At 62.6% G+C, this 16905-nt stretch carries 14 protein-coding genes; 11 read left to right on the top strand and 3 right to left on the bottom strand.

Annotated features, from left to right (window positions below):
• The first annotated feature begins 83 nt into the window (after positions 1-83).
• The 10 genes from V1283_RS22415 (at position 84) to V1283_RS22370 (ending at position 10904) form a co-directional block, all read left to right on the top strand.
• Entirely contained in the window at positions 84-320 is a 237-nt protein-coding gene (locus tag V1283_RS22415; RefSeq protein ID WP_334388626.1) for a hypothetical protein, read from the top strand.
• A 192-nt stretch (positions 321-512) separates the two neighbouring features.
• On the top strand, positions 513-1391 hold the full coding sequence (hpnC, locus tag V1283_RS22410; protein WP_334388625.1) for a squalene synthase HpnC: 879 nt from the start codon (positions 513-515) through the stop codon (positions 1389-1391).
• Positions 1388-2227 carry a presqualene diphosphate synthase HpnD gene (hpnD, locus tag V1283_RS22405; protein WP_334388624.1) on the top strand — a complete coding sequence of 280 codons (840 nt, stop codon included), beginning with the start codon at positions 1388-1390 and terminating at the stop codon, positions 2225-2227. Before hpnC ends, hpnD begins: the two co-directional genes overlap by 4 nt.
• Entirely contained in the window at positions 2227-3480 is a 1254-nt protein-coding gene (hpnE, locus tag V1283_RS22400; RefSeq protein WP_334388623.1) for a hydroxysqualene dehydroxylase HpnE, read from the top strand. Before hpnD ends, hpnE begins: the two co-directional genes overlap by 1 nt.
• A 68-nt stretch (positions 3481-3548) precedes the next feature.
• Positions 3549-5546 (top strand): squalene--hopene cyclase, encoded by a 1998-nt coding sequence (gene shc, locus V1283_RS22395; RefSeq protein WP_334388622.1) that lies wholly within the window; start codon positions 3549-3551, stop codon positions 5544-5546.
• Positions 5547-5572: 26 nt separating this feature from the next.
• Complete coding sequence (locus V1283_RS22390) at positions 5573-6292, top strand: phosphorylase (protein ID WP_334393141.1); 720 nt, start codon at positions 5573-5575, stop codon at positions 6290-6292.
• A gap of 525 nt (positions 6293-6817) precedes the next feature.
• Positions 6818-7462 carry a TetR/AcrR family transcriptional regulator gene (locus tag V1283_RS22385; protein WP_334388620.1) on the top strand — a complete coding sequence of 215 codons (645 nt, stop codon included), beginning with the start codon at positions 6818-6820 and terminating at the stop codon, positions 7460-7462.
• Positions 7459-9147: an acyl-CoA dehydrogenase family protein gene (locus V1283_RS22380; protein ID WP_334388619.1), complete on the top strand. Its 1689-nt coding sequence runs from the start codon at positions 7459-7461 to the stop codon at positions 9145-9147. Before V1283_RS22385 ends, V1283_RS22380 begins: the two co-directional genes overlap by 4 nt.
• A 30-nt stretch (positions 9148-9177) precedes the next feature.
• Positions 9178-10020, top strand: coding sequence for a class II aldolase/adducin family protein (locus V1283_RS22375; protein ID WP_334388618.1), 843 nt, complete (start codon positions 9178-9180; stop codon positions 10018-10020).
• Entirely contained in the window at positions 10017-10904 is an 888-nt protein-coding gene (locus tag V1283_RS22370) for a Rossmann-like and DUF2520 domain-containing protein (protein ID WP_334388616.1), read from the top strand. The genes V1283_RS22375 and V1283_RS22370 overlap by 4 nt, the downstream gene beginning before the upstream one ends.
• Before the next feature lie 85 nt (positions 10905-10989).
• On the opposite strand, the gene hpnH is transcribed toward V1283_RS22370, so the two are convergent.
• Complete coding sequence (gene hpnH, locus V1283_RS22365) at positions 10990-12159, bottom strand: adenosyl-hopene transferase HpnH (protein ID WP_334388615.1); 1170 nt, start codon at positions 12157-12159, stop codon at positions 10990-10992.
• Positions 12160-12224: 65 nt separating this feature from the next.
• A complete protein-coding gene (gene ispH, locus V1283_RS22360) occupies positions 12225-13151 on the bottom strand; it encodes a 4-hydroxy-3-methylbut-2-enyl diphosphate reductase (RefSeq protein ID WP_334388613.1) in 927 nt (308 codons plus the stop codon).
• 445 nt (positions 13152-13596) lie between these two features.
• Here ispH and V1283_RS22355 point away from each other — a divergent pair, with 445 nt between their 5' ends.
• Positions 13597-16185, top strand: a complete 2589-nt coding sequence (locus tag V1283_RS22355) for an MMPL family transporter (RefSeq protein ID WP_334388612.1) — start codon at positions 13597-13599, stop codon at positions 16183-16185.
• On the opposite strand, the gene V1283_RS22350 is transcribed toward V1283_RS22355, so the two are convergent.
• Positions 16153-16842, bottom strand: coding sequence for a DUF2147 domain-containing protein (locus V1283_RS22350; protein WP_334388611.1), 690 nt, complete (start codon positions 16840-16842; stop codon positions 16153-16155). The genes V1283_RS22355 and V1283_RS22350 overlap by 33 nt on opposite strands.
• Positions 16843-16905: the final 63 nt, after the last annotated feature.

Raw genomic sequence — 16905 nt, 5'->3', positions numbered from 1 at the left:
TGCCCATCCAGACAGATCCGTTCCGGCAATGCCGAAGTGCAAATCGGGAACAGGATTTCTTGCTGCCGAAATGAAGGAACACGATGCGTAAATTTCTCCTCGCACTCACTCTGTTGTCACTCTCGGCTTCGTCCGGAGCCTTCGCCCAGCAGCAACGCAGCGGAACGGCGGAGGAGCAGAAGGCCTGCACCCGTGACGTGCAGAAGTTCTGCCGTCCGGTCATCGATCAGGGCGATTTCACCATCCTGGCCTGCCTCAAGGAGCATCGTTCCAAGATCAGTGCCGCCTGCGACCAGGTTCTGAAGAACAACGGGCAATAAGCCGCGGCTCGCGTCCGTTAACCCGCGCGGAAAAGCTGTTTTTGGCTCTATGACGCGCGTCACGGGCGGGGCTAGTCAGCCCATATAGCATTGGTTTTGGTGTCGTATTCCCCTATATGGGGCACGCGATCTCCTAGCATGCGCCGAGCATCGGCGCATGCCGCCAATTCCTATTGATGTAGCCAGTTGTTGATGACCAGTGCGAGCGACCTGCGATCCGGAAAGACCCACCGCGACGAGAATTTTCCTGTCGCGTCGTGGATCATTCATCCGCGTCACCGGGCGCTGATCCTTTCATTCTATAATTTCGTCCGGACGGCTGACGACATCGCAGATCATGCGACGCTCAACGCGGACGAGAAGCTGCGCTATCTCGACCTGCTCGAAGCCGAGTTGCTGGGCAAGGGCGACACGCAACCGGAGGCGGTCAGCCTGCGCCGCGCTTTTGCCGAGCGCGCGATGGCGCCGCGCCATGCGCTCGACGTGCTGGTCGCGTTCCGGATGGACGTCACCAAGCTGCGCTACGAGAACTGGGACGACGTCATTCACTATTGCCGCTATTCGGCCATGCCGGTCGGGCGCTTCATGCTCGACGTCCATGGCGAAAGCACCTCGACCTGGGCTGCATCCGACGCGTTGTGCGCGGGGCTGCAGATCAACAACCATTTGCAGGATTGCGCCAAGGACTACAAAAACCTCAACCGGGTCTACCTGCCGCGCGATGCGCTGGCCGCCAGCGGCGCCACCGTCGAGATGCTGGGCGAGGCGAAGTCGCAGCCGGCGCTGTTGCAATGTCTGCAGGCGCTCGCGGCGCGCACCGAGACGCTGCTCGATGAAAGCAAGTCGCTCAGCGCCGAGGTAAAGGATTTCCGACTCGGGCTCGAGATTGCCGTGATCCAGGCCTTTGCCGACAAGATCGTCGGCCTGCTGAAGGTGCGCGATCCGCTCAGCGAACGCGTGCACCTGAGCAAGCCCGAATTGCTAGTGCAGAGCCTCGGCGGCATGGTCAGCGAAATGATCAGGCGCGCCGCGGGACGCAATCCCCTGACAAAACCGGCGGCCGGCGCATGACGTTGCAGACGGCGGCGGCCAACGCAGATTACGGCACCACCGCTTCCGGCAGTTCATTCTACGCCGCGATGCGCGTCCTGCCGCGCAACCAGCGCGAGGCGATGTTCCAGATCTACAGCTTCTGCCGGCAGGTCGACGACATCGCCGATTCAGACGGGCCGCGGCCCGAGCGGCTGGCCGCCCTGCAGCAATGGCGCGACGACATCGATGCGCTATATCACGGTCATCCGCCGCCGCGCCTGCAAGATTACGCCGCCTCGGTGAAAACCTTCGGCCTCAAGCGAGAGGATTTTCTCGCCATCGTCGACGGCATGGAGATGGATGTGCCCCAGGACATTCGTGCGCCGGATCTTGCCACGCTCGATCTCTATTGCGATCGCGTTGCCAGCGCCGTCGGGCGTCTGTCGGTCAGGGTGTTCGGCATGCCGGAGGAAGACGGCATCCTGCTCGCCCACCATCTCGGCCGCGCGCTGCAATTGACCAATATCCTGCGTGACATCGACGAAGACGCCGGCCTCGGCCGCCTCTATCTGCCGCGCGAAAGCCTGCTGCTTGCCGGCATCACCAGTGACAATCCGCAGAAGGTGACCGCCGATCGCGCACTTCCCAAGGTTTGCCTGCCGCTGGCCGAGCGGGCGAAAAAGCATTTCGAAAAGTCCGACGAGATCATGAAACGCAATTCGCGTCGCGTGGTGCGCGCGCCGCGGATCATGTCGAAATATTACCGTGCGATCCTGGACCTGCTGCTGGCCCGGGGCTTTTCCGCTCCGCGCGAGCCGGTCCGCGTCCATAAATGGGCGAAGATCGCCATCCTTCTCCGTTACGCGATCATCTGATGCAGAAAAACGCTCATATTATCGGCGCCGGCATTTCCGGCCTCTCGGCCGCCGTACGGCTGGCCAACGCCAATTACCGGGTGCATGTCCACGAGGCCACGCAGCAGGCCGGCGGCCGATGCCGGTCCTATTTCGACGCCGCCACCAATCTCACCATCGACAACGGCAACCATTTGCTGTTGTCCGGCAACCGCCATGCGCTGGCCTACGCCAGATCGATCGGCACCGAGGCCGGGCTGGTCGGGCCGAAGGTTGCGCAGTTTCCCTTCGTCGACATCATGACCGGCCAGCGCTGGCAACTCGACCTCGGCGACGGCAAATTGCCGCTATGGGTGTTCGACGAGGCGCGCCGCGTCCCCGATACGAAACTGCTCGATTATCTTGCATTGGCGCCGCTGATCTGGGCAGGCACCGGCAAACTGGTCGGCGATACGATCCCCTGCAAGGGCACGCTGTACCAGCGGCTGGTGCAGCCGCTGCTGCTTGCCGCGCTCAATGTCGACCCGCCCGAGGGTTCGGCGGGCCTGGCCGGCGCGATCGTGCGGGAAACGCTGCTGGCGGGTGGGCAGGCCTGCCGGCCGCTGATCGCACGCGATGGCCTCAGCGCAGTGCTGGTCGAGCCGGCGATCAAGCTGTTGCAGGACAAGGGCGCCTCGATCCAGTTCGGCCATGAGCTGCGCGAATTCGCGATGACGGGCGGCAATGTCGGCGAACTGAAATTCGGCAGCGACGCGATTGCGCTCGGCCCCGACGACGTCGTGGTGCTCGCGGTGCCGCCGCGCCCGGCGGCGGCGTTGCTGCCGGGCCTGAAGACGCCGTCGAAATTCCGCGCCATCGTCAATGCGCATTTCCGCTTCGATCCGCCCCGCGATGCCGTGCCCATCCTCGGCGTGGTCGGTGGTCTCGTGGAGTGGCTGTTCGCATTCCCGCAGCGGCTGTCGGTCACCATCAGCAATGGCGACCGACTTGTCGACATGCCACGCGAAGAACTCGCGCTGGCGATCTGGCGGGATGTCTGCAAGGCCGCGGGCCTGCAGGGTGATTTGCCGTTGCCGCCCTGGCAGATCGTGCGCGAGCGCCGCGCGACGTTCGAGGCCACGCCGGAGCAGAACGCGCTGCGCCCGGGGGCGGTGACATCATTCAAAAACCTGTTTCTCGCCGGCGACTGGACTGATACGGGATTGCCGGCAACCATCGAAGGATCGATACGGTCGGGCGACCGCGCCGCCGATCTGGTGCTGGCCAGGCCTTAAGGCCGGACAGGACTTGTTGCGTGACCGGCTTCACAGAGCCCGCGCGCGAATAGAGGGATGTCTAGCGAATGCTTTCCGTAGACAAAACAATTGCAGTCGATCCCGTCGCGACAGTCGACTCCGTCGCGACAGTCGACCCCGTCGCGCTGGAGAAGAGCATCTCGTCCGCGACCGAAGCGCTGCTCGGCTACCGGCAATCCGATGGACACTTTGTGTTCGAGCTGGAAGCCGACAGCACCATTCCGGCGGAATACATCCTGCTGCGCCACTATCTCGGCGAGCCCGTCGACAGCGCGCTGGAAGCCAAGATCGCGAACTATCTGCGCCGCACGCAAGGCAATCACGGCGGCTGGCCGCTGGTGCAGGACGGTCCGTTCGACATGAGCGCCAGCGTCAAATCCTATTTCGCGCTGAAGATGATCGGCGATTCCGTCGATGCGCCGCATATGGTCCGCGCGCGCGAGGCGATCCACAGCCACGGCGGCGCTGCCCGCGTCAACGTCTTCACGCGATTCCTGCTGGCTTTCTACGGGGTGCTGAGCTGGCGCGCGGTGCCGGTGCTGCCGGTCGAGATCATGCTGCTGCCGATGTGGTCGCCGTTCCACATCAACAAGATTTCCTATTGGGCGCGCACCACGATCGTGCCGCTGATGGTGATGGCGGCGCTGAAGCCTTTGGCGAAAAATCCCAAGGGCGTCGGTATCGACGAGTTGTTTCTGCAGGACCCCAAGTCGGTCGGGATGAACGCGAAGGCGCCGCATCAAAGCTGGGGCTGGTTCACGCTGTTCAGCACGCTCGACAAGATCCTGCGGGTCATTGAGCCGTTGTTTCCGAAGAAGCTGCGCCAGCGCGCGATCGACGCCGCGCTGGCTTTCACCGAAGAGCGGCTCAACGGCGAGGACGGCATGGGCGCGATCTATCCGCCGATGGCCAACATCGTCATGATGTATGAGGCGCTCGGCAAGGGACCGGATTTTCCGCCGCGTGCGGTCACCCGCAGGGGCATCGACAAGCTTCTGGTGATCGGCGAGCACGAGGCCTATTGCCAGCCCTGTGTCTCGCCGGTGTGGGACACCGCGCTGACCTGCCACGCGCTGGCGGAAGCCGGCGGCGAAGATACGATCAAGAAGATGGAGCAGGGCCTCGACTGGCTGAAGCCGAGGCAGGTGCTTGACCTCAAGGGGGACTGGGCGGTGAAGGCGCCCGATGTCCGTCCGGGCGGCTGGGCGTTCCAGTACAACAATGACTATTACCCCGATCTCGACGACACCGCCGTGGTGGTGATGGCGATGGACCGTGCGCGCCGGGCCTCGGGCAGCAAGGAATACGACCAGGCGATCTCGCGCGGCCGCGAGTGGATCGAGGGCTTGCAGAGCCGCGACGGCGGCTGGGCCGCCTTCGACGTCAACAACCTCGAATACTACCTCAACAACATCCCGTTCTCCGACCACGGCGCGCTGCTCGATCCGCCGACCGAGGACGTCACCGCGCGCTGTATCTCGATGCTGGCGCAGCTTGGCGAGACCGCAGAGACCAGCAAGGCGGTGGCGGACGGGATCGCCTATCTTCGCCGCACGCAGCTCCCGGAGGGCTCGTGGTATGGCCGCTGGGGCCTGAATTATGTCTACGGAACCTGGTCGGTGCTCTGTGCGCTAAATGCCGCAGGGGTGAGCCACCAGGACCCGATGATTCGCAAGGCGGCGGATTGGCTGCTCTCTATCCAGAATGGGGACGGTGGCTGGGGCGAAGATGCGGTCAGCTACCGACTCGATTACAAGGGATTTGAGGGCGCCCCATCGACCTCCTCGCAAACGGCATGGGCCTTGCTTGGACTGATGGCGGCAGGAGAGGTCGAAAACCCGGCCATTGTGCAGGGTGTGGAGTACCTAAAAGCCACACAGACCGAGAAAGGGCTGTGGGATGAGGCGCGATACACGGCAACAGGCTTTCCGCGGGTGTTTTACTTGCGTTATCATGGCTACTCGAAGTTCTTTCCGCTCTGGGCGCTGGCGCGGTACCGAAATTTGAGAAGCACCAACAGCAGGGTGGTAGGGGTCGGGATGTGACTTGGAGGGCGGGGGCCGCCGCGATCGTGGACAGTTCGGTTGATCGCAATTCGAATGATCCGCGGCCGGTTTTGATCGTAACAGGATTGGTGCAGGAGGCCCGCATCGCGGCCGGGCCCGGCATGATTGTCATCTGCAGTTCCAGCGACCCGCAGCAATTGCGTGCACTGCTGGCAACGCTGGATTCCACCACTTTCAGGGGTGTCATCTCGTTCGGCGTCGCTGGCGGGCTCGATCCGTCTTTGAAATCGGGCGACGTGGTGGTGGCGACCGAGGTGCTGGCCGGCGATACCCGATTTCTGGCAGGTCTGGCGCTGAACGAGGAAATGATCGCCCGTGCCGCGCTGCACCGCCGGCGCGTGGTCCGCGGCGGCCTGGCCGGCGTGGAGCAGGTGATTGCGGCGACCGCCTGCAAGGCCGCGCTGCATTCGGAGACGGGCGCAGCGGCGGTTGATATGGAGAGCCATATTGCCGCAGCCTATGCGGCCGAGGCCGGCCTGCCGTTCGCGGCGCTGCGGGTCATCTCCGATCCCGCCAGCCGGGCGCTTCCGGCACTGGCCAAGAGCGCCATCAAGCCGAACGGCGACATCGACCTCCGCAAGGTGCTGCGCGGGGTGGCGCGCAATCCGAGGTCGCTGCGCGCGCTGGTCTCGACCGGAATCGATTTCAATCGTGCGCTGCGCTCCCTGCGCGGCTGCCGCGGCTTCCTGCACGGCGAAGAGGGGCTTGCCACCGCGGAGATCTGATCCGCGCCGGCTCTTGAATTCAGAAAGCACCAAACAAAGAGAAGGGCTTCGGTTCGTCGAACCGGGGCTTGAAAATAGCTGCCTTGCCCTGAGGCGCGGATGGGCGGCCGGCTCCGATGACGTTCCTCATTCCATTGCACCGGTGATCGTCGGCCGTCGGCTGGCGCTGAACTAGAGCATTATCGGTTCTGATTGAAGCAGAACCGAAAGCTCCAGATTCTGCGTTTTGACGCGTTTTCTTCACGCGAACCGGTATCCACTCCCGGATCAAGTCCGAGGGCATGCTTCGCTCGAAAACGCTATGGTTCACCGTATTCAGGTGGGGGCTTGGTATGCGCGTTCCTGTCCCTGGGGCTTCTGAGCGTGGCCTTGGTCTCAGGCACGCATTGATCTCGGGCGACACGTCGCAGCTTTCCTGGCAACTGGCGTCGTTTTGCAGACCGCAGGACCTGCCAGATACTTGACAAGCGCCGGCATTCGACCAAAAATGAATAGTGATCCTGTATTCATGAATTAAGGTTCATTATGGCAATAGCCGCTATTCGCCTCAATCAACTCGTTGAAACCAAAGCGCGCATTCTGGATGCCGCACGAGACGCCGTGGCGCTGAGTGGGTGGAAGGATGCCCAGATCGCCCTGATCGCCGCACGGGCAGGGGTGGCAACAGGCAGCGTGTACCGCTACTTCGACTCCAAGGCGGATCTGTACGCGCAAGTGCTCGGGCTGGTCTCCGAGCGCGAGGTGGCCGTGGTCGCCGCGATCGTCGACGCGGAGGGATCTGCGTCCCAATGTCTGGTGGACGCGATTTACACCTTCTCGATACGGGCGATGCGCGGCCGCCGTCTGGCCTACGCGCTGATCGCCGAACCATGCGAGCCGGAGATCGACGCCGCACGCCTGAAATACCGGGCGGCCCTGGCCGATCAAATCGCCAGGCTCGTCCGGCGCGGCATCGCCAGCGGCGAATTCGTCCAGATCGACGCGAACGTCGCGGCATCGTGCGTGACCGGCGCTTTCATGGAGGCCCTGGTCGGTCCTCTGGCGCCGGAAGCGGCCCCCGATTCCGACGCAGCGAAGGCGATCGCACAGGCGATCGCAGGGCTTTCCGCGCGCATGCTGTTTCGGCGCGCCACGCCTGAATTGACATTCGTATCGAAAGTCTCCGCATGAACGTGCGCGTCCAGCCGGTTGCTATCGTGGAAGCGAAAACCACTCCGATTGCGACCCACGAAGTCCGCAATCAGGCGCGGCCACCCCTCGGTTTCAACGCGTTCGATGGCGACCGGGCGCTGAGCAGCCTGATCGCAAAGATCGCGCCGTGGGCGAAGGACAAGCTTTCCGCGCTCGGAGCCCACGCCGGCTGCGAATCCGTGCAGGAGGCCGCGCGACTTGCCAACGAGCACGAACCGAAACTTGTGACCCATGACCGGTATGGCAACCGTAATGATTGGGTCGAGTTTCATCCGGCCTGGCATCAACTGATGGCGCTGGCGTTCCAAAGCGAGGTCCATAGTCTGGCGTGGTCGACGAGCGAGCCGAATGGACATTTGGCGCGCGCGGCGCTGAGTTACCTCTGGAATCAGATCGAGAACGGCGTCGGTTGCCCCACCGGGATGGCTTACGCCGCAATCGCCGGATTTTCCGGCAAGCCGCAATTTGCGATGTGGCGGGAGCGAACGCTGGTGGCGGACTACGATCCGCGTCGTCTTCCGATCGACGCCAAGCGTGCGGCGGTCATCGGCTATGCGATGACCGAGAAGCAGGGCGGCTCCGATCTGCGTGAAACCCAGACGACAGCACATTTCATCGAACGCGGCGCTCACGGCGAGATCTATTCGCTCACCGGCCACAAATGGTTTTTCTCGGTGCCGGTGGCCGACGGGTTCTACACGCTGGCGCGAACCGAATCCGGCGTAAGCTGTCTGTTCGTGCCGCGCCTGCTGCCCGATGGCAGCGCCAACCGCATCTTCATTCAGCGTTTGAAGGACAAGTGCGGCAACCGTTCAAACGCTTCGAGCGAGATCGAGTACCACGACACGTGGTCGATCCTTGTCGGCGAAGAAGGGCGCGGCATCAGGGAAATCCTTTCGCATGCTCATCTGACCAGGCTGGATTTTGCGGTCGGCTCCGCCGGACTTATGCGGCAGGCCTTGAGCCTGGCATTGAACCACGCGCAAACGCGAACGGCGTTTGGCAAGCCCATGTCCGAGCTTCCCATGCAACGCAATGTGCTCGCCGACCTCGCACTCGAGAGCGAGGCGGCGATGCTTGGCGCACTTCGGATCGCGCGTGCGACTGACGGCCTGCAGATCAGCGAACACGAACGGCTCCTGGCGCGGGTTGCCACGCCCGTGGTGAAGTTCTGGAATTGTCAGCGCGCGCCGTCTTTCAGCTACGAGTGCCTGCAGGTGCACGGCGGCAATGGCTTCATCATGGAGAACGCGATGGCGCGCCTTTACCGCGAGGCGCCGCTGAATTCGATATGGGAGGGCACCTCGAACATGATGTGCATGGATGTTCTGCGGGCAATGCAACGGGATGCACGCTGCCGGGACGCATTTGTCGACGAACTGCGTGCGAGCAGGGGTGTCAGCCGGATATACGACAGGAGCACGGAAGATCTCGCCGATCGATTGCGTGCACGATACCCGGATGATGGGCATGCGAGGGCGCTGGTCACCCGAATGTCGCATGCGTTGCAGGCTGCCGAGATGTTGCAGCATGGCGATGCCGATGCCGCCGATCTCTTCGTGAAATCCAGGCTGGACATGGATGGGATGCACGTATTCGGCGCTCTTCCGTCGTCGGAAGGTCTTGCCCGGATCGTGGAGCGCGCCTCCGTCATCCGTCACTAATAAGAGGGGCCGCGGTTGCGGCCAGGTAACATGCATCAAACCGAAATTCGCTCCGTCAACGACATCCGGGCCGCCGTGGGGGAAGAGGAGTGGGCGACCCGCGTCGATCTCGCGGCGTGTTACCGATTGGTGGCGCTCTATGGAATGACCGACCTGATCTACAACCACATCAGTGCACAGGTCCCGGCGCATGACGACCAATATCTGATCAATCCATATGGCATGCTGTACGAGGAAATCACCGCGTCGAGCCTCGTCAAGATCGATATCGATGGCCGGACCTTGCTGCAGCCCGATCACGGCTACAATGTCAACGTGGCCGGATTCTATCTGCATGCCCCAATCCACCGGGCGCGGCCCGACGTAAAATGCGTTCTCCATACTCACACCAGGGCCGGCACGGCCGTCAGTGCGCTCGCCGAAGGGCTGCTTCCGCTGTCCCAGACGGCGATGCGGTTTCACGGGCGGATCGGCTATCACGACTTCGAGGGACCGGCGATCGATCGGGACGAATGCGACCGGGTTGTCGCCGATCTCGGCCGAAACAACGTGCTGGTTCTACGCAATCATGGCCTGCTGGCCTGCGGCAACACGATTCCGCAGGCGTTCAATGCCATCTATTGGCTGGAGCAGGCTTGCCGGATACAGGTCGACGCGCTCGGCTGCGGACGGCCGCTTCACGCGCCGACCGAAACGGCGATCGACAACACCGTGACCTGCTTCGCGGGCACCGAGATCACGCTGGACAACGAGCGCGATACCAATCCGGTATTGAACGAAGCGGCGCAAAATCTGCAAGCCGGCTACGGCCTGCTGGAATGGCCGGCGCTGTTACGAAGGCTCGATCGCATCGACGGGAGCTATGCTCAATGAGCACGGCGCTGGCGGCGTTGAGAATCGGCTTCATCGGCGCCGGTCGTGTGGCGCAAACGCTCGCGCCGGCGTTTGACCGCGCCAACCTGAACATCACGGCTTTTTACAACCGTGGCCCCGATGCGGCGCGTCGCCTGGGATCCCGGGTACCGTCAGCCCGGCCGATGACCCATGCGCAAGAGGTCGTGGACATCTGCGATGTGGTCTTCCTGGCGGTGAGCGACGACGCGATCCTGCCGGTCTGCCGCGATTTGCGGTGGGAGGCGCGTCACCGCGTCGTCCATTGCAGCGGAGCGACCGAACTGGCGGCGCTGGATCACGCGAAATCCGCAGGCGCCCTAACCGGCGGATTTCATCCGATGCAGATGTTTGCAAATCCCGACGTCGCGCTCGAGGGGTTGCGCGGATGCACCGTCGGCATCGAAGCAGAACCCGATTTCAGGCGTGAGCTGGAAATGCTCGCGACCAGCATCGGGTGCGAACCGCTGGCGCTGCCGGCTGGCGTGCGAGCGCTTTATCATGCCTCGGCCTACTATGTCGGTCCGTTCCTGATCGCTCTGCTCAAGGAAGGCGTCGAACTCTGGAAGAGTTTTGGCGCCAGCGAGGCAGACGCGCTGCGTGCCATGATGCCGCTGCTGCGGGGGACGGTCGCAGCCGTTCTTGACGGCGGACTGGCCAACGGCATGGGCGGGTGCGTGGCGCGCGGGGACGTTGGAACGATCCTCAAGCACCTCGAAGCATTGGACGCGCGCTTTCCTTCCTCGGGCGCGTTGTACCGCGAACTGGCTCTCCGCAATGTCCCGCTCGGAGTCGAGCGCGGCACACTCAGCTCCCGGCGCGCGGCAGAGATCGAGAATCTGCTTCTGCGGACTCGGACGAATTAGCGGCGTTCCACGACGGTCCGAGAAACACGAAAAAGAAAGGGCCCGGTTCGCTGAGAACCGGGCCCTAATCTTTTCTCCGCCCCGCTCAGGCGGCGGTGGAGGCTTTTTCTTCTTTCGCTTGCTGCTTGGCGGCGGCAGCCGCCGCCTCGTCGCGGCGGATCTCGGACAGGCGCTTCTGCACCTCAGCCGAGAAGATGTACTGCGCCGGGCGCTGCTTGGAGAGATCGATTTCGGGTGCCATCGGCCCCGTGGTGCGGACGCCGCGGAGCGCGACCCACATCGCTTTCAACGGATTGACCAGGGCGGCGTTGGCAGCCGTCGGCTCGTAGCCGCAATGCGCCATGCAATCGGCGCACTTCTCGTACTTGCCGGTGCCGTAGGTGTTCCAGTCCGTCGTCTCCATCAGCTCCTTGAAGGTCTTGGTGTAGCCTTCACCGAGCAGATAGCAGGGTTTCTGCCAGCCGAAGATGTTGCGGGCCGGCATGCCCCACGGCGTGCATTCGTAGCTCTGGTTACCTGCGAGGAAGTCCAGGAACAGGCCGGAATGCATGAAGTTCCACTTCTTGCCCTTGCCGAGCGCGAACACGTCGCGGAACAGTTTCTTGGTCTTGGTGCGGTTGAGGAAGTGCTCCTGGTCCGGGGCGCGCTCATAGGCGTAGCCCGGCGACATCGAGACGCCGACGCCGAGTTCGGTCGTGAAGTCGAGGAACTTGGCGATCTCTTCAGCCGGATGGCCGTCGAAGATCGTGGCGTTGACGTTGACGGTGAAGCCGCGCGCTTTCGCGGCCTTGATCGCGGAGACGGCGCGATCGAACACGCCCTTCTGCGACACCGCCTTGTCGTGGTGGTCCTTCAGGCCGTCGAGATGCACCGAAAAGAACAGATAGGGCGAGGGCTCGAACAGATCGAGCTTCTTTTCCAGGAGCAGCGCGTTGGTGCACAGCGAGACGAACTTCTTGCGCGCCACGAGGCCGCGCACGATCTCGCCGATCTCCTTGTGAATCAGCGGCTCGCCGCCGGGGATTGCCACCATCGGCGCACCGCATTCGTCGGCCGCGTCCCAGCACTCCTGCGCCGACATGCGGCGGTTGAGGATCGCGTCGGGATAGTCGATCTTGCCGCAGCCGACACAAGCGAGGTTGCAGCGGAACAACGGTTCCAGCATCAGCACGAGCGGATAACGTTTCCGGCCAAGCAGCTTCTGCTTGATCAGATAGCCGCCGATACGCATTTCCTTGAAGAATGGTATTGCCATTTGAGAGATTTTCTTTCTGGACCTGGGTCTGGGCCTGGGGCCCAGACTTGGAATCTTGAAGTGGATCAACCCGCAGTCAGTTCGGCCGGAAGCCGGAACTCGATGTTCTCCTCTCGGCCCGGAAGCACCGACACCTTGACGGGTCCGATACGCCTCAAAGCCTCGATCACGTCATCGACCAAAACTTCGGGCGCCGAGGCGCCCGCCGTAATGCCGACGGCTTTCGCATCCTTCAGCCAATCGGGATTCAACTCGCTCCCGTCGGCAATGAGATAACTCGCGACGCCGACCTCGGTGCCGATTTCGCGAAGCCTGTTTGAGTTGGAACTATTGGCGGCGCCCACCACCAAAATGACGTCCACTAGCTTACTTAGGTCCCTTACCGCAGATTGCCGGTTCTGTGTCGCATAGCAGATATCCCGGATGTCGGGGCCTTGAATATCTGTAAATTTGGCTTGAAGGGCCGCAATTATGTCCTTTGTGTCATCCACGCTAAGGGTGGTCTGGGTGATATAGGCCACCGGGGCGTCGGTCGGCAGCGGCAGGACCGCCACGTCGTCGACGTTCTGGACCAGCAGAACCGGCCCCGGAACCTGGCCCATGGTGCCCTCGACTTCGGGATGGCCGGCATGGCCGATCAGTACCAGGGTACGGCCTTTGGACATATACCGCTTGCCCTGATTATGGACCTTGGTGACCAGCGGGCAGGTGGCATTGAGGACGGGCAGGCCGCGGGCGGCGGCCTCTTCCTCGACGCTGCGGGCCACGCCATGGGCGCTGAAGACGGTTACCGCGCGCGGCGGAACCTCCGACAGATCTTCGACGAAGATCGCGCCCTTGGCCTTGAGGCTTTCGACCACGTATTTGTTATGCACGATCTCGTGCCGGACATAGACCGGCGGACCGTATTTCTCGAGCGCGCGCTCAACGATTTCGATGGCACGCACGACGCCCGCACAAAATCCGCGGGGCTGCGCTAGATACACTTCCATGGGATTATCCATCACGATAGTTGCACTAGGTACTGAATTCGCAAATTCACCCGAAGGTCTCCGTGCAGCCGGTCACATCCGGATATTTGCAATATCCGCACCACGACCGGAACCCGCAGGTAATCCCCACCCAAGTAGATGGAAGCGCAGGACTATGTGTCAAAAATTGTGTGGCTAGAAAAGGTGCATCGCGCAATGGTTACCGGGCAATAGGTAATAAAATACCTAAAAGCGCGCTGGACAACCATTGCTCCTCACCGGTTCGTCACTTTATCGCCCATTCGGACGGGGTATACCGGCCCCGAACACCCGTTCCGGTCGGTTTTGGCGGCTTCGCTTGAACCCTCGGGCAAGTAACCAAAACAACATTAGATCGGCTTCGGGAACTCCGCTAGACAGCGGGCGTTTTCGCCCAGCTCTCCTTTGAGATTTAGAAAGAAACGAAGTGCTGACCAGTATTGTTGTCTCCGTTGTCAGAACCTGTACGCGGTTTGCCACTCTCGTCGTCATCGTCGCCCTGCTTCTGGCAGTTGGAGCGAGCTACTATGCCGCCCGGCATTTCGCCATCAACACCGACATCAACACGCTGATTTCGCCCGACCTCGACTGGCGCAAGCGCGACAACCAGTTCGAGCAGGCGTTCGACCGCGAAAAACTGATTCTTGCCGTCGTCGAGGCGCCGACGCCCGAACTCGCCAGCGCCGCGAGCAAGGCGCTGGCCGCAAAACTCACCGGCGACACCAAGCATTTCGAATCGGTGCAGCCGCTGGGTTCCGGCGAGTTCTTCGAAAAGAACGGGCTGTTGTTCCTGCCGGTGGAAGAAGTCGGCAAGGTCACCGGCCAGCTCGAAGCCGCAGCCCCCCTGATCGAGATCATGGCCGGCGATCCCTCGATCCGCGGCCTGACCGGTGCGCTGGAGACCGGGCTTGCCGGCGTCAAGCGCGGGCAGGTCAAGCTGGACAATACCGAACGGCCCTTCAACCTGATCAGCCAGACGGTCGAGGACATCCTGAACAAGGGGACGGCGACGTTCTCCTGGCGCGAACTTACCAGCGACAAGCCTTTGACCGATGCCGACCGCCGCGCCTTCATCGAGTTCAAGCCGAAGCTCGACTACAGCGAGTTGGAACCCGGCAAGAGTGCGACCGATGCGATCCGGCAGGCCGCGACCGATCTCAATTTCGCGGACCAGTACAAAGCGCGCGTGCGGTTGACCGGTCCGGTTCCGATCGCGAATGAGGAATATTCGACCGTGCAGGACGGCGCGATCCTCAACGGTATCGTAACCGTCCTCATCGTCCTCGTAATTCTCTGGATGGCGCTGCATTCCGCGAAGATCATCTTCGCGGTGTTCGTAAACCTGTTCATCGGCCTTTCGCTGACGACCGCGGTCGGTCTGATGATGGTGGGGTCGCTGAACCTGCTGTCGATCGCCTTTGCCGTGCTGTTCGTCGGCCTCGGCGTCGATTTCGGCATCCAGTTCAGCGTCCGCTACCGTTCCGAGCGTTTCAAGAACGAGGATCTGGCGCTCGCGCTGGAGAGCGCGGCCAGACGTTGCGCGGTCCCGCTATCGCTCGCCGCGATGGCGACCGCCGCCGGCTTCCTGTGTTTCCTGCCGACCGACTACAAGGGTATTTCCGAACTCGGCAAGATTGCCGGCGCAGGCATGCTGATCGCGTTCATCACCAGCATCACGGCGCTGCCTGCCATGCTGAAGCTGCTTCACCCGCCCGGCGAAAGCGAGCCGGTCGGTTACGCGTTTCTGGCGCCGGTGGACGAATTCCTCGAAAGGCATCGCGTCATCATCGTCGTTGGCACGCTGCTTCTCGTCGTGGCCGGTCTGCCGCTGCTCTATTTCATGAAATTCGACTTCAACCCGATCAACCTGCGCAATCCGAAGGCTGAATCGATCGCGACCTTCCTCGACCTGCGCAAGGACCCCAACACCGGCGCCAATGCCATCAACGTGCTGACCACGTCGGAAGCGGAAGCGAAGAAGATCGAGGCGCGGCTGGAAAAGCTGCCGGAAGTCCTGCGCGTGATGTCGATCGACAGTTTCGTGCCTGAGGATCAGCCGGCCAAGCTGCAGTTGATCGCGAAGGCGGCGAGGGTGGTGGGGCCCGCGCTCAATCCCGATTCCGTCGATGCGGCGCCCACCGATCAGGAGAACGTGGAGGCGCTGAAGAGTTCCGTCGACAGCCTGCGCAGGACCGCCGGCGACGGCAAGGGGCCGGGCGCGGTTGCCTCGCGAAGGCTGGCGGATGCGCTGTCGAAATTGGCCGGCAGCAACCAGGCGACGCGCGACAAGGCGCAGAACATTTTCGTCACCCCGCTCAAGATCGTATTCGATCAGCTCAAGAACACGATGCAGGCAGGCCCCGTCACGCTGAAGACGCTGCCGCCGGAACTGTTGAACAGCTGGAAATCCAGGGACGGGTTGATTCGCGTCGAGGCGTTGCCGAAGGGCGATCCCAACGACAACGAAAACCTGCGCCGATTTGCCGATGCGGTGCTGGCGGCCGAGCCGAATGCGATCGGCGGGCCGGTGTCGATTCTCAAATCCGGCGACACCATCGTGAAGGCGTTCATCCATGCCGGCATCTGGGCGCTGCTGGTGATCAGCCTGTTGCTCTATTTGACGCTGCGGCGGGTCAGCGACGTGCTGATGACGATGGTGCCGCTGCTGGTGGCCGGTGCCGTGACGCTGGAACTTTGCGTGCTGATCGAGCTGCCGCTCAACTTCGCCAATATCGTCGCGTTGCCGCTGCTGCTCGGCGTCGGCGTCGCCTTCAAGATCTACTACGTCACGGCCTGGCGCGAGGGGAGGACGAATCTGCTGCAGTCGAGCCTGACGCGCGCGATCTTTTTCTCGGCGCTGACGACCGCGACCGCGTTCGGAAGCCTGTGGCTATCCAGTCATCCCGGCACCGCCAGCATGGGTAAACTGCTGGTGCTGTCGTTCATCATCACGCTGGCCGCGGTGCTGTTGTTCCAGCCTGCCCTAATGGGCAAACCGCGCGATGTCGGGGAGTAGGCAGATATCGCCGATATCGGCGGGCTGACCCGGCTGGCCGGCCGCCTGCTTCTGAGCGGGCGCGGCTTTCGGCGCGGGCGCAGGGCTGGCAGGTGCGGGATTCGCTGCACCCGTGGTCTTCGGTGCCGCCGGTGCAGGAGCCGGTGCTGCGGTCTTGGGCGCCGCGCCGGGCGCTCCCTTCGGCGCACCCTTGGCCATGCTGTTGGTGGGGCTCGAGGGAATCGGCGGTCCGGCACGGGTCCAGGTTTCACCGCCGCAAAGGAAGCCGAGCACGCAGCCCTGAATCTCAAGCTGGTCGGCGCCGACCGGCTTGATCGTCGAGCTGTAGAGCTGTCCGTCCTTGGCGTTATAAACTTGGCCTTCCCAGGCATCGACGCCGGGCTTTTTCTTCATGTCGATCAGGATCGGCATGCCCAAGGTCGGCCGGCTCTGCTTGGCGACATCCGGATTATTCTTGTCCTTGCCGCCCGGCACCTTTTCCCAGGCGACGACGCCCCACATATTGCCGCTACATTGGGCGACGCGAATATTGGCCACACCATCGGCTACTTTCCAGTCCCCGGTGGGATCGGCGGCAAGCGCAGCATTAAGACCTGTGGCTAAAAAAACTCCCGAATAAACTATTGTACGCGCGATGGTTCTTGGGCAGTGCAACATGGTTCAAACCTATGTTTAAGTAGCTGATCCAAAGCGGCGGTCAAAACGCCGCATTGAGTGTTT

Source organism: Bradyrhizobium sp. AZCC 2262 (genome assembly GCF_036924535.1).
Classification (GTDB): domain Bacteria; phylum Pseudomonadota; class Alphaproteobacteria; order Rhizobiales; family Xanthobacteraceae; genus Bradyrhizobium.
Note: the sequence above shows the minus strand (reverse complement) of the source record. Positions and strands in the feature narration are given on the sequence as shown.

Excerpts from the sequence above, each read along its gene's own strand:
- V1283_RS22415 (WP_334388626.1), top strand. The coding sequence starts at position 84 with ATGCGTAAATTTCTCCTCGCACTCACTCTGTTGTCACTCTCGGCTTCG.
- hpnC (WP_334388625.1), top strand. The coding sequence starts at position 513 with ATGACCAGTGCGAGCGACCTGCGATCCGGAAAGACCCACCGCGACGAG.
- hpnD (WP_334388624.1), top strand. The coding sequence starts at position 1,388 with ATGACGTTGCAGACGGCGGCGGCCAACGCAGATTACGGCACCACCGCT.
- hpnE (WP_334388623.1), top strand. The coding sequence starts at position 2,227 with ATGCAGAAAAACGCTCATATTATCGGCGCCGGCATTTCCGGCCTCTCG.
- shc (WP_334388622.1), top strand. The coding sequence starts at position 3,549 with ATGCTTTCCGTAGACAAAACAATTGCAGTCGATCCCGTCGCGACAGTC.
- V1283_RS22385 (WP_334388620.1), top strand. The coding sequence starts at position 6,818 with ATGGCAATAGCCGCTATTCGCCTCAATCAACTCGTTGAAACCAAAGCG.
- V1283_RS22380 (WP_334388619.1), top strand. The coding sequence starts at position 7,459 with ATGAACGTGCGCGTCCAGCCGGTTGCTATCGTGGAAGCGAAAACCACT.
- V1283_RS22375 (WP_334388618.1), top strand. The coding sequence starts at position 9,178 with ATGCATCAAACCGAAATTCGCTCCGTCAACGACATCCGGGCCGCCGTG.
- V1283_RS22370 (WP_334388616.1), top strand. The coding sequence starts at position 10,017 with ATGAGCACGGCGCTGGCGGCGTTGAGAATCGGCTTCATCGGCGCCGGT.
- hpnH (WP_334388615.1), bottom strand. The coding sequence starts at position 12,159 with ATGGCAATACCATTCTTCAAGGAAATGCGTATCGGCGGCTATCTGATC.
- ispH (WP_334388613.1), bottom strand. The coding sequence starts at position 13,151 with ATGGAAGTGTATCTAGCGCAGCCCCGCGGATTTTGTGCGGGCGTCGTG.
- V1283_RS22350 (WP_334388611.1), bottom strand. The coding sequence starts at position 16,842 with ATGTTGCACTGCCCAAGAACCATCGCGCGTACAATAGTTTATTCGGGA.